Annotated in this window: 10 protein-coding genes; 1 reads left to right on the top strand and 9 read right to left on the bottom strand. The window is 70.9% G+C overall.

Translation table 11 applies throughout. From position 1 onward, the window contains the following. The first annotated feature begins 9 nt into the window (after positions 1-9). Positions 10-279, top strand: a complete 270-nt coding sequence (locus tag ACFPOE_RS07130; protein ID WP_376849328.1) for a hypervirulence associated TUDOR domain-containing protein — start codon at positions 10-12, stop codon at positions 277-279. Here ACFPOE_RS07130 and ACFPOE_RS07125 read toward each other — a convergent pair. From ACFPOE_RS07125 to ACFPOE_RS07085, 9 genes are read right to left on the bottom strand one after another with little or no spacing between them, the layout of a single operon-like run. After that, on the bottom strand, positions 268-1,803 hold the full coding sequence (locus tag ACFPOE_RS07125; RefSeq protein ID WP_376849327.1) for a mercuric reductase: 1,536 nt from the start codon (positions 1,801-1,803) through the stop codon (positions 268-270). The two genes, ACFPOE_RS07130 and ACFPOE_RS07125, sit on opposite strands and share 12 nt — an antisense overlap. A gap of 28 nt (positions 1,804-1,831) precedes the next feature. After that, entirely contained in the window at positions 1,832-3,091 is a 1,260-nt protein-coding gene (locus ACFPOE_RS07120) for a glucoamylase family protein (RefSeq protein ID WP_376849326.1), read from the bottom strand. A 40-nt stretch (positions 3,092-3,131) separates the two neighbouring features. Beyond that, entirely contained in the window at positions 3,132-4,787 is a 1,656-nt protein-coding gene (pgm, locus tag ACFPOE_RS07115; RefSeq protein ID WP_376849325.1) for a phosphoglucomutase (alpha-D-glucose-1,6-bisphosphate-dependent), read from the bottom strand. Continuing rightward, the gene (gene pgi, locus ACFPOE_RS07110) at positions 4,784-6,466 is read right to left on the bottom strand and encodes a glucose-6-phosphate isomerase (RefSeq protein ID WP_376849324.1); all 1,683 of its coding nucleotides are present in this window, start codon (positions 6,464-6,466) and stop codon (positions 4,784-4,786) included. Before pgi ends, pgm begins: the two co-directional genes overlap by 4 nt. Next, on the bottom strand, positions 6,463-7,557 hold the full coding sequence (gene tal / locus ACFPOE_RS07105) for a transaldolase (protein ID WP_376849323.1): 1,095 nt from the start codon (positions 7,555-7,557) through the stop codon (positions 6,463-6,465). Before tal ends, pgi begins: the two co-directional genes overlap by 4 nt. Further along, the gene (locus ACFPOE_RS07100) at positions 7,554-8,270 is read right to left on the bottom strand and encodes an HAD family hydrolase (RefSeq protein ID WP_376849322.1); all 717 of its coding nucleotides are present in this window, start codon (positions 8,268-8,270) and stop codon (positions 7,554-7,556) included. Before ACFPOE_RS07100 ends, tal begins: the two co-directional genes overlap by 4 nt. Further along, on the bottom strand, positions 8,267-9,709 hold the full coding sequence (zwf, locus tag ACFPOE_RS07095; RefSeq protein ID WP_376849321.1) for a glucose-6-phosphate dehydrogenase: 1,443 nt from the start codon (positions 9,707-9,709) through the stop codon (positions 8,267-8,269). The genes ACFPOE_RS07100 and zwf overlap by 4 nt, the downstream gene beginning before the upstream one ends. Next, positions 9,706-10,731 (bottom strand): phosphogluconate dehydrogenase (NAD(+)-dependent, decarboxylating), encoded by a 1,026-nt coding sequence (gene gnd, locus ACFPOE_RS07090; protein ID WP_376849319.1) that lies wholly within the window; start codon positions 10,729-10,731, stop codon positions 9,706-9,708. The genes zwf and gnd overlap by 4 nt, the downstream gene beginning before the upstream one ends. A 1-nt stretch (position 10,732) precedes the next feature. Further along, entirely contained in the window at positions 10,733-14,611 is a 3,879-nt protein-coding gene (locus tag ACFPOE_RS07085; RefSeq protein WP_465251308.1) for a GH36-type glycosyl hydrolase domain-containing protein, read from the bottom strand. Positions 14,612-14,707: the final 96 nt, after the last annotated feature.

Below are 14,707 nucleotides of genomic sequence, written 5' to 3'. Positions count from 1 at the left end.
GGGCACCATGTGCGATGGAACTCCGAGGCGGGCCACGTGACCGGGCAGGTCGTCAAGGTCCACACGCGCGACACCGGCTACAGGGGCCACACGCACCGCTGCAGCGTCACCACGCCGACGTGCCCCGAGGTTCCCTGGTGGCACTGTCGTCGTCCGCTGATCGCCGACGTCTTGCGCCGGCGCGGCATCGCTGTGATCCACCTCGAGCATGGGACCCGCGGCATGGTGCCTCGGTGCACCTCGCCGGCCGGATCATCGATAGCCAGCTCAGCGACGTAGCGATCCACCGAACCATGCGCGGCGCAGCCAGTCCAGCAGCGGCAGGCGCCGCGAGCGCGCGCAGTTGATTGCTGCCGTCCTGATTGCTTCGGCCTGGGTCGGATAGGCGTGGATCACCCGGGCGACGGTGTCCAGGCCGACGCCGGCCACCATCGCCAGAGAAATGCCGTTGATCATCTCGCCGGCGTGGCGCGCCACCACCGTCGCACCCAGGATCCGGTCGCTGCCTTCGCGCACATGCAGCTTGACGAAGCCGTCTTCCTCGCCGTCCGCGATCGCGCGGTCGACGTCGTGCATCGGCACCGTGAAGGTCTTGACCGGGATGCCGCGGTCGCGGGCCTCGCGCACGTAGATGCCCACGTGAGCGATCTCCGGGTCGGTGTATGTGCACCACGGAATGGTGAGCGCACTGAGCCGCTGGCGCCCGGACAGCAGCGCGTTGTGCACCACGATGCGAGCCGATGCGGCGGCGCTGTCGGTGAACTGGTGCTCCAGGCAGACGTCGCCGGCCGCGTAGATGCGACGGTTGGTGGTGCGCAGGAAGTCGTCCACCTCGATCCCTTTGGCGGCATCGAAGGCGACGCCGGCTGCCTCCAGGCCCAGCCCCGCAACCGCCGGCACGCGGCCGATGCCGGTCAGGATCTGCTCGACCTGGATCTCGGCCACGTTGCCGTCGTTGACCGTCTGGATGCACTTGCGCCCCTGCGCGACGCGCACGCTGACGGCGCTGGTGTTGAGGTGAACCTCGACGCCGTCGCGGGCCAGCGCGTCGGACACCATCTGGGCCGCGTCGCGTTCCTCCCTCGGCAGGAACAGCGGCTCGTCGTGGGCGATGACGGTACGGCAGCCGAGCCGGCCGAACGCCTGTGCCAGCTCGCAGCCGACCGGGCCGCCGCCGATGACCAGCAGGCTGGCGGGCATTGTCGTCAGGTCGAACACCGTCTCGTTGGTGAGGTAGCCCGCTTCGGCCAGACCGGGAATGGTCGCCACCATGGACCGGGACCCGGTGGCGATCAGCGCCTTGCCGAAGCGCAGCCGGCTGCCGTCGACATCGAGCGTGTCGCCGCCGGTGAAGCGGCCGGTGCCGAAGAACAGGTCGATGCCGGCGGCGCCGAGCCGGGCGGCCGATTCGCGCCGGCTGATGCGGCTGCGGATGCGGCGCACCCGCTCCATCGCCATGGCGAAGTCGACCTGGATGTTGTCCGGGCAACGGGCCCCGAAGTTGGGGGCGTTGCGCATGTCGGCGTACAGCCGCGCCGTCCGGATCAGGGTCTTGGATGGCACGCTGCCGTAGTTGAGGCTGTCGCCGCCGAGCAGGTGGGATTCGACCAGCGCGACCCGGGCGCCAAGGGCGGCGGCGCTGCGTGCGGCCGCCAGTCCGGCCGGGCCGGAACCGACGACGACCAGGTGATAGTGCGGGCGCGGCCGCGGATTGGTCCAGCCCGGCGGACGTGCGTTGTCGCGCAGTTCATCGTCGTGGCGGCCCTGGACGGGCAGCTGCAGGGCAGGGGGGACTTGATGCATTCTGTGCCTGGGGCAGGACCGCCGGGCGCTACAGCCAGCCGCCGCTGAAGCCCGCGCGCCGCAGGCCGGCACGCACCGGCGCGCAGCCGCGTCCCAGCCGCCACGGCAGGCCGGAGCGGTGGTTCTCGACCATCAGCACGATCATCCCCTGGTCCAGACCGAAGGTCCCGGGCGAGACCCAGCCGCACGGGCCCGCCTCGTCCACCGTGCGGTTGAAGCCGCTGGCGCGCACGCGGTCGGCGTCCGCGGCGGCGCCGAGCGCCGCCATGCGGCGCACCGCCGGCAGGGCCAGCTCCGGCGCGAACACCAGGGACGACAGCGTGGCCGGGCCCGAGATCGTGCCGTCGTCGGGCCCGTAAGGCACGCCGCGGGCCGCATAGCCGTAGAAGGCCTGGCGCCGGCCGGCCACCAGCCGCGGGTCTGCGCTCGGGCCGTCGCCGGCCGACAGGCCCCAGCATTGCTCGCCGTAGCCGGCAAATCCGCGCGGGTTGCGGATGGCGTACTCGCGCTGGACATGGGTGGCCCGCCGGCTGTTCTCGAAATAGTCGCAGTCCTTTTCGCGCATGAAGGCGTCGCGGATACCGCGGAAATCGATCCACGCGTGGGAGAACTGGTGGATGAACAGCGGCCCCGCGTACAGGAAGTCCACGCCGTACAGGTTCTCCCACTGGTAGGTGAGGGTCCATGCCGCAAAGCTGCGCGCCGTGAGCGGATGGGTGGTCGCACCCAGCCCCAGCACGTACAGCAGGATCGCCTCGCTGTAGCCCTCCCAGCCGTAATGCAGGAAGCCGCATTCGGGCTTCCAGCCGTGCATCACGGCGCTGCCATCGGGCTGGGCCCAGCGCCAGTCGACCCGCTCATACAGGACGGCGGCGAGCCGGCGCAGCTCGGTCTCCGCGGGGGTCGGCGCGTCGAAATAGGCGGCGGCGAACAGCATCCCAGCCATCAGGAAGGCGGTGTCGATCAGCGACACTTCGCTGTGCCAGACCCGCTTGCCGCTGACCATGTCCAGGAAGTGGAAGTAGAAGCCGCGGTAGCCGGTGGCATCCGCCGCGCCGGACTGGTCGCTGTCCACGAAGAAGCGCAGCACCGTCAGCGTGCGGTCGACGGCATCGGCGCGCTCCATCCAGCCGCGCTCGACCCCCACCGCATAGGCCGACAGCGCGAAGCCGACCACAGCGATGCTTGACGGCGCGCCCTCGCGGGTGGTGTCGGCCACCAGCCCGTTGGAACGGCTTGCGTTGCGCGCGAAGTAGTCGAACGCGGCGCGCTGCAGGGTCGCCAGCAACGCATCATCGTCGGGCTCCGGCGCCGTGCCAGGGGCAGTCCTAGGCCGCATGGCCGACGGCCCCGTCGACGATCACCTGGGCCTGTTCCAGGATGGCGGCGAGATGGGTCGCGCCGCGCAAGCTCTCCGCGTAGATCTTGTAGATGTCCTCGGTGCCTGATGGCCGGGCGGCGAACCAGCCGCTGGCGGCCACCACCTTGATGCCGCCGATCGGCGCGCCGTTGCCCGGCGCCTTGTCGATGATGGCCTGGATCTTCTCGCCGGCCAGTTCGCTCGCCCGGATCGCGGCCGGCGCCAGGGCAGCCAGCTGCTTTTTCTGCTGCGGCGTCGCTGGCGCCTCCACCCGGTCGGCCACCGGATCGCCCAGGTCAGCGGCCAGCTTGCGGTACAGGCTGCCCGGATCGCTGCCGCAGCGGGCGGTGATTTCGGCCGACAGCAGCGCCGCCGTGATGCCGTCCTTGTCGGTGGTCCAGACCGTGCCGTCGCGGCGCAGGAACGAGGCGCCGGCACTCTCCTCGCCGCCGAACCCGAGCGATCCGTCCAGCAGGCCATCGGCGAACCACTTGAAGCCCACCGGCACCTCGTACAGCGCCCGCCCCAGGCGCGCGGCGACAAGGTCGATCAGCCGGGTGCTGACGACGGTCTTGCCTACGGCGGCGCCGGCGCCCCACTGCGGCCGGTGGCGGAACAGGTAGTCGATGGCCACCGACAGGTAGTGATTGGGCGGCAGCAGGCCGGCCTGGGCGGTGACGATCCCGTGCCGGTCGTGGTCGGTGTCGCAGGCGAACGCGATGTCGAACCGGTCCTTGATGGCCAGCAGGCGCTGCATGGCGTAGGGCGACGACGGGTCCATGCGGATGCGGCCATCCCAGTCCAGCGTCATGAAACGGAAGGTGGGGTCGACCACCTCACTGACGACGGTGAGGTCGAGCCGGTACCGCTCGGCGATCCGGCCCCAGTAGTGGACCCCGGCACCGCCCAGGGGGTCGACGCCCAGGCGCAGCCGCGAGCTTCTGATCGCATCCATGTCGATCACCTGGCCCAGGTCGGCCACGTAGGCGCTCAGGAAGTCGTGGCGGTGGGTGGTCGCGGCGGCCAGCGCGCGCGCGTGTTGCATCCGCGCCACGCCCGCGAGCCCGGCCTCGAGCAGGCGGTTGGCGGTGGCCTCGATCCAGCCGGTGATGTCCTGGCCGGCCGGCCCACCCTGCGGCGGGTTGTACTTGAAGCCGCCGTCTTCCGGCGGATTGTGCGACGGCGTCACCACGATGCCGTCGGCCAGGGCCGTGCTGCGGCCCCGGTTGTAAGTGAGGATCGCGTGCGAGATGGCCGGTGTGGGCGTGTACTCGTCGCCGGCGGCCAGCATCACCTGCACGCCGTTGGCGGCCAGCACTTCGAGCGCGCTGGCGCACGCCGGCGGCGACAGTGCGTGGGTGTCGATCCCCAGATACAGCGGGCCGTCGATGCCCTTGGCCTTGCGGTAGCGGCAGATCGCCTCGGTGATGGCCAGCACGTGCCATTCGTTGAACGAGCGATCGAACGCGCAGCCGCGGTGCCCCGAGGTGCCGAAGGCGACCCGCTGCGCCGGCACCGAGGGATCGGGAATCGCGCTGTAGTACGCACTGACGAGTGCGGCCACGTCGACCAGAGTGGACCCCGCGGCGGGCTTGCCGGCTTGCGGACTGATTCGGGTGGTCATGCTGGCTTTTCTCCGTGTGCGGCCGGCGCGCTGCGCAGGCGCCGGTAGCGCCGCATCAGCGCGTTGGTGGAGCCGTCGTGGGTCAGCGCGGGCTGCGGGTCGGCCTGCAGTTCGGCCATGGTGCGCAGCGCCAGCTGCTTGCCCAGCTCGACGCCCCATTGGTCGAAGGAATCGATGCCCCAGACCACGCCCTGGGTGAACACGCTGTGTTCGTACAGCGCCACCAGCGCCCCCAGCGTGGCGGGCGCCAGGCACTCGGCCAGCACGGTATTGGTCGGCCGGTTGCCTTCAAAGACCCGGTGGGCCACCAGCGCCGGGTCGGCGCCCCCGGCCGCCGCCTGCGCCGCCGTCTGACCGAACGCCAGCGCCTCGGTCTGCGCAAGCAGGTTGGCCATCAGCAGGTCGTGCTGCTGCCCCGACGGGTTCAGGCTGCGGCAGAACCCGATGAAGTCGCAGGGAACCAGCCGCGTGCCCTGGTGCAGCAACTGGTAGAACGAGTGCTGGCCATTGGTTCCGGGTTCGCCCCACAGGATCGGCGCGGTCTCGCAGCCGACCGGCGTCCCGTCGCGCGTCACGTGCTTGCCGTTGCTCTCCATCGTCAGCTGCTGCAGGTACGCCGGTAAGCGCTTGAGGTACTGGTCGTAGGGCAGCACCGCGCAGCTGGCCGCGCCCAGGAAGTTGTTGTTCCAGACCGCCAGCAGGCCGAGCAGGGCTGGCATGTTGCGTTCCAGCGGCGCCGTGCGGAAGTGCTCGTCCATCGCGTGGAAGCCGGCCAGCAGCTCCCGGAAATGGCCGGGCCCGATGGCGATCATGGTCGACAGGCCGATCGCGCTGTCCATCGAATAGCGGCCGCCGACCCAGTCCCAGAAGCCGAAGGTGTTCTGCGCGGCGATGCCGAACGCCGTCACGGCCTCGATATTGGTCGAGACGGCGGCGAAGTGACGGGCCACCGCCTGCTCGTCGCCCAGTTCACCGACGATCCACTGGCGCGCGGCCCGGGCGTTGGTCAGCGTCTCGAGCGTGGTGAAGGTCTTGGAGCACACGATGAACAGCGTCTCGCCAGCGTCCAGGTCGCGCGTCGCCTCGGCCAGGTCGGTCGGGTCGACGTTCGAGACGAAGCGCAGGGTCAGGTCGCGCTGGCTGTAGTGGCGCAGCGCCTCGTAGGCCATCACCGGTCCCAGGTCGGAGCCGCCGATGCCGATGTTGACGATGTTGCGGATGCGCTTGCCGCCATGGCCGCGCCAGCCGCCACTGCGCACCGCTTGTGCGAACGAGGTCATGCGCGCGAGCACCGCATGCACCTGGGCGACGACATCGACCCCGTCGACGACGATCCGGCTGCCTGCCGGGGCGCGCAGCGCCACGTGCAGCACCGAGCGGTGCTCGGTGGTGTTGATGGCATCCCCGCGAAACATGGCCGCCGTGCGCTCGGGCAGGGCGCACTCCACCGCGAGGGCCTGGAGCAGGCTCAGCGTCTCGTCGCTGACCCTGTTCTTCGAATAGTCCAGGTACAGGCCCGCCGCCTCCAATGCCAGGCGCTCGCCACGGCCGGGATCGGCGGCGAACAGCTCGCGCAGATGGACGCTGCCGATGCGCGCATGGTGTTGCGCCAGCGCCCGCCAGGCCGGCTGCGCCGGCCCGGTCCGTGCGCCCTCAGGTCCGCTGGGCGAGGATGTCATCTTGCGTCCGCTCCGGCCAGGCTGGCCCGTTTCTCGTCGATGCGGGCCAGCAGGGCGGTCCACGATCTGGAAAACGCCTCGGCACCTTCGCGCTGCAGGCGTTGCGCCAGCGCCTGGTCGTCGATGCCCTGGCTGCGCAACTGCGCCAGCACGGCCTCGGCGTCGCCGCCATCGGCCGGCATCAGCGCGCCGACCTTGCCGTGGTCGGCGAACGCCTGCAGGGTCTTGTCGGGAATGGTGTCGATCGTGTCGGGTGCGGCAAATGCTTCGATGTACAGGGTGTCCGGCGCGGCCGGATCCTTGGTGCCGGTGCTGGCCCACAGCAGCCGCTGCGGGTGGGCCCCGGCGGCGGCAAGCCGTTGCCAGCGCGGCGACGCCAGCAGATCCCGGTACGCCTTGTAGGTGCGCATCGCGATCGCGATGCCCAGGCGGTTGTGGAACTGCGGCGCCAGCTGCTCCTTCACGGCCACGTCCCAGCGGCTGACAAACAGCGATGCCACCGACTCGACCCGGGGATCGAGCCCGGCGGCGATCCGGCGCTCGATGCCGCGCAGGTACGCCTCGGCGGCGGCCAGGTAGTGCTCGCGCGAGAACAGCAGAGTGACATTGATCGGGACGCCGGCGAAGATCGATTGCTCGATCGCCGCAACGCCGGCCGGCGTGCCCGGGATCTTGATGAACAGGTTGGGGCGTTGCGCCTGCGCGTGCAGCCGCCGGGCGGCCTCGATGCTGGCCTGGGTGTCGTCGGCCAGCAGCGGCGACAGTTCCAGCGAGACCCAGCCGTCGACCCCTGCGGTGGCATCGTGTATTGGCCGCAACAGGTCGGCCGCCTGCTGCAGGTCCTGCAGCGCGAGCGCGAAGAACAGTCGCTCGCCCGCCAGGCCCTGGCGCGCCAGCGCGGCGATCGCCTCGTCGTAGAACGTCCCCTCGCCGATGGCCTTCTCGAAGATGGTCGGATTGGAGGTCAGGCCGGTCACCGACAGGTCGCGGATGTAGCGCGCCAGCGTTCCGTCGGCGAGGATTTCGCGGCTGATGTTGTCGAGCCAGAGACTCTGGCCGACAGCCTGAAGCCGTTGGGTATTGGGGTTCATGATTGCTCCTTCATCGCGGTTGCGAGATGCACCGGCAGGCCCGGCAGGCTCGCCAGGTCCAGCTGCGCGAGATCGCCGATGCGTTCGATCGACAGGTCGGCGGCCGGATACCGGGCCAGGTTGGCCGGATCGGCCGCGTAGTGGCCCTGGCGCGGAAACACCGTCGTCAGGCGCTCGCCCAGAACCTCCTTCATGGCGGCGAGGACCCGCAGCTTGTCATCGACCATGACGTAGTGGCGGGCCGGATGGTTGCGCTGCATCGCTTCCAGCATCAGTTCCTTGTGGATGTGGATCTGGACGCGGCCGGCGACGGCGTCCCACAGGCCCGAGCGCTGCACCTTGCGCGGCTGGAACACGACGTCGCCGTCGGACAGGATCACTGTGGGGCCGAAAGCGCCCAGGCGCGCGATGACGGCCAGCGCGTCCGGGTACAGGCGCTCGGCAAACGGATAGTCGATGAGGAAGCCCGACATCAGCAGCAGCCGGCTCGCGTCCGGATCGGTGCCCTCCAGGCCGGCGCGATAGCGCTGCAGCGCGCCCAGGTAGTCGGCGTAGCCGAGTTCCTGGCGCAGCCCTTCGAAGATGTCCCAGTAGCGTCCGGCGCAGGCACTGCCGAACTGCTGCTCCAGATGCTGCCGCAGGTCGGCCACGATCCGGTCGTTGTCGAGGAGGGTGTTGTCGACATCGAGCAGGAACACAACATCCGGCGTCATGTTGTCGCTCCGGCTTTGCCGCAGCCGCTGTCCGGTTGCGGGTTGTGCCAGCCGCCCGGCGGCGCGACCAGCGCGTCGGTCGCGGCCGGGCCCCAGCTGCCGGGCGCATAGGGCAGGGCACGATGGTGCCGCGCCAGCACCGGATCGACGGCGGCCCAGGCGGCTTCCACCGCCTCCTGGCTGGTGAACAGCGCGCCATCGCCGGCCATGGCGTCGCCCAGCAGGCGTTCGTACGGGGACTCGTCGCCCAGGGCGTCCTCGCACAGATGGAGTTCACGCTGCTCGCCGACGAATTCGTGGCCGGGCCGCTTGACCCGGGCTGCCAGTGCGATCGCCGGGACCGGATGCAGGGCGATGCGCAGGTAGTTGGCCTGGCCGTCCGCCGGCACGGCGTCGTCGAACAGCCGCTGGGGCGGCGCGCGCCACTGCACGCGCACTTCGGTCGCGTCGGCCGCCAGCTCCTTGCCGGAGCGCAGGTACCACGGCACGCCGGCCCAGCGCCAGGAATCGATGAACAGCCGCAGCGCGCAGAAGGTCTCGACGTCGGAATCGGCGGCCACGTCCTTTTCCTGCCGGTAACCATCGTACTGGCCGCGCACCAGGTCGTCAGGCGCCAGCGGGCGCATGGCCCGAAAGACGCTCGCCTTGGCACTGTGCAGCGCCGCGACGCTCCGATCGGCCGGGGGGTCCATCGCCAGCAGCGCGACGATCTGGAACAGGTGGTTCTCCACCACGTCGCGCAGGCAGCCGGCGGATTCGTAGAAGCCGCCGCGCCCGCCGATGCCGAAATCCTCGGCCAGCGTGACCTGCACGCTCTCGACATGCTGGCGGTTGAGGATCGGCTCCAGGAAGGAATTGGCAAAGCGCAGGTAGAGGATGTTCATGATCACCTCCTTGCCCAGGTAGTGGTCGATGCGAAAGATCGAGGCCGGCGCGAACACCGAGCGAGCGACCGCGTCGAGCGCGATCGCCGAGGCCAGGTCGCGGCCGAACGGTTTTTCGACGATCACCCGGGCGTCCTGCGCCAGGCCGGCCGCGCCCAGGCCCTGGATCACGGTGGCGAACAGGGCCGGCGGTATGGCCAGGTAGTGCGCCGGGCGCCGCGCGCCGCCCAGGGCGGCCTTGAGCGCCGTGAATGTCTCGCTGCTGCGGTAGTCGCCGCAGCAGTAGTGCAGCAGGGACAGCAAGCGCTCGAGCGCGGCGTCGTCGTCGATTCCTCCCTGGCGCTGCAGGCTGCCCCGCACCAGCTGCCTGATCTGGTCGATGTCCAGCACGGAGGAGGCGACGCCGATGACGGGGACCGTCAGCGTCCCCTTCCTGGCCATCGCGTAGAGCGCCGGAAAGATCTTCTTGCTGGCGAGGTCGCCGGTGAAGCCGAACACCACCAGCGCGTCCGAGTGGACGGCATCCGTGCGTTCCATGCTTGCCGCGGGGGTCATCGCGCGCCTTCCGCCGGCCGTTCGACGTGGCCGCCGAACTCGTGCCGCATGGCCGACAGCAGCTGGTTGGCGAAGTCGCCCTGGCCGCGCGAGGCGAAGCGCTGGAACAGCGCCGCGCTCAGGACCGGCACGGGCACCGCCGCGTCGATGGCCGCCTGCAGCGTCCAGCGTCCTTCGCCCGAATCGGAGACCCGCCCGCCGTAGCCCTGCAGCTGCGGGTCGTGCAGCAGTGCGCCGGCCGTCAGGTCGAGCAGCCACGACCCGATCACGCTGCCGCGCCGCCAGACCTCGGCGATGGCGGGCAGGTCCAGGTCGTACTGATAGAACTGCGGATCGCGCAGCGGCGTGGTTTCGGCGTCAGCGGGGCGCGCCTGCCTGCCGGCGCCTGCATTGCGCAGGATGTTGAAGCCCTCCGCATAGGCGGCCATGAGCCCGTACTCGATGCCGTTGTGCACCATCTTGACGAAGTGGCCGGCGCCGTGCGGGCCGCAATGCAGGTAGCCTTCCTCGACACCGGCGACAGCGCCGCCGCGCCCGGGTGTGCGCGCGGCCGTCCCGGCGCCCGGCGCCAGCGCTGCCAGGACCGGCTGCAGGCGCTGCACGGCCTCGGGTTCGCCGCCCACCATCAGGCAATAGCCGCGATCGAGGCCGGCCACGCCGCCGCTGGTGCCGACGTCGACATAGTGGATGCCGGCCGCCGACAGTTCGGCGGCGCGGCGGATGTCGTCCCGGTAGTAGGAGTTGCCGCCGTCGATCACGATGTCGCCGGAGTCCAGGTGAGGGACCAGCTGCGCGATGACGCCGTCGACCAGTGCCGCCGGCACCATCAGCCAGACCGCCCGCGGCCGCGCCAGCTGCGCGGCCAGCTCCTGCATCGACGTCGCGCCGCTGGCGCCTTCGCTTTGCAGGCCGGCAACGGCGGCCGGCTGCGTGTCATGGACGACGCATTGCAGCCCCCTGGCCAGCATGCGCCGCACCATGCTCCCACCCATCCGGCCCAGCCCAATCATCCCGATCTGCATGTCATGCTCCTGGTTCGCTTTCCGCCGTCACTCCTGCGCGCCACACGCTGACCACGACGCGATGTTCGCGGCCGTCGTCGACCATGGCGATCACGCCATCCTGCAGCTGCTGGCCGTCCAGCAGCACGCCCGCCGCGCCGGCCTGTCCCACCGCACGGCAGTCGATCCGGTAGGTCGACCCGCCGAAGCGGTAATCCATCGAGAATCCTGGCCACTGCGCGGGCAGCAGCGGCCGCAGCGTCAATGCGTTGCCGCTGCGTTGCAGCCCCAGCAGGGACTCGACGATCAGGCGGTACAGCCAAGCCGCCGAGCCGGTGTACCAGCTCCAGCCGCCCCGGCCGGTATGGGGCGCGAAGGCGTACACGTCGCCGGCGACCACGTAGGGCTCGACCTTGTAGGTCGCCGCGGCCGCGGCGCTGCCCGCGTGCTTGAGCGGGTTCAGCAGCGCGCACAGGTCCCAGGCGCGCGCGCTGTCGCCGAGCGCGGCAAAGGCGCAGGCCGCCCAGACCGCGGCGTGGGTGTACTGGCCGCCGTTTTCGCGCACGCCGGGGACGTAGCCCTGGATGTAGCCGGGCGAAGGCCGCGACAGGTCGAACGGGGGATCGAGCAGCTGCACCAGCTGCGTGTCGCGATGCACCAGCCGGCGATCGACCGAATCCATGGCGCGGCGCGCGCGTTCCGGTCCCGCGACGCCCGACAGGACCGACCAGCTCTGCGCGATCGAGTCGATCTGGCACTCGGTGCCGGTGGCCGAGCCCAGCGCGGTGCCGTCGTCGAACCAGGCGCGCAGGTACCAGTCGCCGTCCCAGGCCGACGCCTCGATGCGCTCGCGCAGGCTCGCCGCCTCGTCTTCGCACAGCGCGGCGAACGGCGCATCCCCGTGCCGGCGCGCCAGCGGGGCGAACCCGGTCAGCACGGCGACCAGGAAGAAGCCGAGCCAGACGCTCTCGCCCCGGCCACCGGCACCGACCAGGTTCATGCCGTCGTTCCAGTCGCCCGCGCCCATCAGCGGCAGCCCGTGCTGCCCGAACCGCAATGCGTGCCGGATCGCCCGGGTGCAATGGTCGTACAGGCCCGCGCTGTCGTCGGACTGCTGCGGCAGGTCGTAGTTCGACTGTTCGTCCTCGGCCAGCGGGCGGCTGTGCAGGAAGCGGCACGGCACATCGAGCACGCCGGTGTCGCCGCTGACCTCGACGTAGCGGCTGGTCGCCAGCGGCAGCCAGAGGAAGTCGTCGGAGCAGCGCGTGCGCACCCCCTTGCCGGACGGCGGATGCCACCAGTGCTGCACGTCACCTTCCGGGAACTGGCGGGCGGCGCAGCGCAGCAGGTGTTCGCGCACCAGCGCCGGCTGGCAGTGCACCAGGGCCATCACGTCCTGCAGCTGGTCACGAAATCCGAACGCGCCGCTCGACTGGTAGAACGCCGTGCGGCCCCACAGGCGCGCCGAGATCAGCTGGTAGACCAGCCAGCCGTTGGTCAGGGCATCCAGGGCGGGATCGGGCGTGCGCACCGCGACCGCGCCGAGCGTCGCCTTCCAGTACTGGCGCACCGCGGCTAGCGCGCCGCGGGCGGCGTCGGCGGGGCGCCAGCGCTGCACCAGGGCGCGCGCCTGATCGACCGACTGGCCCGCACCCAGCCGGAACACCAGCTCGCGCTGCGCCCCCGGTGCCAGCTCAAAGGCGACCCGCAGCGCCGCGCACGGATCGGGCGCGGTTCCCGCGCCGGCGGGCAGCGGCGACGCGCTCGCCAGGCCGACCGGTGCCGCCGGCGTTCCGCAGCGCCCGAGGAACGCGGCGCGGTCGACGCAGAAGTCGCGGCTGGCCTGATCGACATCGAAGAACGCCACCCGCGCGGCGAAGTCGGTGCTGTACGGATTGCGCGCGAACAGCGCGCCGGTCTGGGGATCGACCTCGGTGACCAGGTGCATCTGGGTCTTGCCCCGCTCGTCCCCGAGCACCCAGTCGAGGTAGCCGGTGACGGCCAGCCGCCGTGTCCGGTCCGACACGTTGCGCAGCGTCAGCACCGAGAACTTCACCGGCGAGTCGATCGCGACGTAGACGCTCAGCTGCGAGTCGATGCCGGCTTCGCAATGGTCGAAGCGGCTGTAGCCGAAGCCGTGGCGCGCGACGTAGGCTCCAGCGCCCGGCGCCGGCAGCAGGGTGGGTGACCAGAGCTGCCCGCTGTCGTCGTCCCGGATGTAGAGCGCCTCGGTGCTGGCGTCGGACACGGGATCGTTCGACCACGGCGTCAGGCGGAATTCATGGGCGTTCTCGCTCCAGGTGGTGGCGCTGCCGCTCTCCGACACCAGGGTTCCGAACTGCGGATTCGCCAGCACGTTGACCCAGGGCGCGGGCGTCATGTGGGAGCTGGTCGCCGTGACGACGTATTCGCTCGCATCCGCCGTGAACCCGCCCCAGCCGTTGCCGGCGGCCGGCGCGGTCGGCGGCAGCACGGCTGGGTCCTGCGGGCTGGGCGGTGGCGCCGCGTCGGCGTGCGCGGCGCTGCCACCGGCAGGGGCGTGGCCTTCGGGCCAGCCGGCGCGCGCCGGGCCGCAGCGCTGCTCGATCTCCCCGGCCAATGTGGCGCCGGCACCGGCGAGCGCGACCCGGGCCGCGCTGCGCAGCAGGCCGCGGCCAACGCCGTCCAGCGTCGTGCCGTCGAGAACAAAGATGGCGCCGCTGCGGTCCGGCGCGCTCCTGGCCGGCGCCGCGGCGACCGCCTCCTTCACCCGGCCTGCGAGGGCGTCGCCACCGCCGTCGGGGGTGACGAGGATGACCAGGTCGGTGTTCAGGCCATAGGCCCGCCAGTAGGCCTGGGCCCGGGCCAGCTGCTCCACCAGCTCGATCTGGCACAGTTCCGTCACCTCCAGCAACACGATGGCCAAGTCGCCGGAAATACCGAAGCGCCACAGGCCGGGCTGCCCGCCGGCGGCGTCCCCGCTGCCTGCCGCGTTGGCGCGCAGGGCCGGGCCCGCATACAGGATCGACGGGCAGATGCGGTCGAACAGCAGCGCGTCATCCTCGCCGATGCGCAGCGCCTGGAGCGTAGCCCGGCGGTAGCTGGCAGAGCGATCGAGGAGGCGCTGTCCCGAGTCGGCAGATTGTCGGCGCGCCAGCGCCATGCACTCGGCGCGCGAGGGCGCAACGCCGGTGAGCCAGTCGATGACACGCGAGGCGCCCGGCTCCAGGACGAACGGGACCCGGATCGCTGCAACCGCATCGAGCACAGCGCCGGACGTGCCCGACAGCGCCGAGTCGCCTTGCAGGGCCTGCGGGTCGGCCGTGGTGCGCCCGCGCCCGATGAAGCGCATGCGGTCCGTTTCGCAGGAGATCGGGGTCGCGCCCGCATCGCCCGCCAGCGCCAGGTGGAACAGCCATGGTGTCGGGTCGGTGGGCTTGCTCGGCCGGCGAGTGGCCAGGATCGCCTGCAGCTCGCGATCGATCGCGGTCTCGACGAACAGCTTGCTGAAGGCGAGGTGGGCCGAATCGGTTGCGGCGTCCGCCAGCACGATTTCGGCATAGCTGGTCGCGCTCAGCGTTCGGCGGCGCGCCGACAGATTGGTGATGCGGACCCGGCGCAACTCGACGTCGTCGTCGGGGGAGACGGCGATGTCGGTGCAAAGCTCGATCCCGTGGTCGCGGCGAACGAAGCGCACCGATCCCGCGCCGAAGGTCGCTTGGCCGGTCCCGGCGATCTGCAACGCCGGCTGGACCGTCGTCGACCACACCGCCGCGTCATCGTTGTCGCGCAGGTAGCAGAACGAGCCCCAGTTGTCGCGCGTCGCATCTTCGCGCCAGCGTGTCAGGGCCAGCCCGTTCCACCGGCTATATCCGCCCCCCGCCGCCGTCACCATGAGGTGGTACGAGCCATTGGAAAGCAATTTCGCTTCGGGCATTTAGGAGGAGCTGCGCTGGTGCGCAGATCCCATCTAAGCAGGCCTGAAATGTCGGTGAGATCGGATGAGCACCGGAGAGCC

This window comes from Caenimonas terrae (genome assembly GCF_042655405.1).
Taxonomy (GTDB): Bacteria; Pseudomonadota; Gammaproteobacteria; order Burkholderiales; family Burkholderiaceae_C; genus Ramlibacter; species Ramlibacter terrae_A.
The sequence above is the reverse complement of the archived record's forward strand: the minus strand, read 5'-3'. Positions and strand labels throughout refer to the sequence as shown.

Excerpts from the sequence above, each read along its gene's own strand:
- pgi (WP_376849324.1), bottom strand. The coding sequence starts at position 6,466 with ATGACATCCTCGCCCAGCGGACCTGAGGGCGCACGGACCGGGCCGGCG.
- gnd (WP_376849319.1), bottom strand. The coding sequence starts at position 10,731 with ATGCAGATCGGGATGATTGGGCTGGGCCGGATGGGTGGGAGCATGGTG.
- ACFPOE_RS07125 (WP_376849327.1), bottom strand. The coding sequence starts at position 1,803 with ATGCATCAAGTCCCCCCTGCCCTGCAGCTGCCCGTCCAGGGCCGCCAC.
- tal (WP_376849323.1), bottom strand. The coding sequence starts at position 7,557 with ATGAACCCCAATACCCAACGGCTTCAGGCTGTCGGCCAGAGTCTCTGG.
- zwf (WP_376849321.1), bottom strand. The coding sequence starts at position 9,709 with ATGACCCCCGCGGCAAGCATGGAACGCACGGATGCCGTCCACTCGGAC.
- pgm (WP_376849325.1), bottom strand. The coding sequence starts at position 4,787 with ATGACCACCCGAATCAGTCCGCAAGCCGGCAAGCCCGCCGCGGGGTCC.
- ACFPOE_RS07100 (WP_376849322.1), bottom strand. The coding sequence starts at position 8,270 with ATGACGCCGGATGTTGTGTTCCTGCTCGATGTCGACAACACCCTCCTC.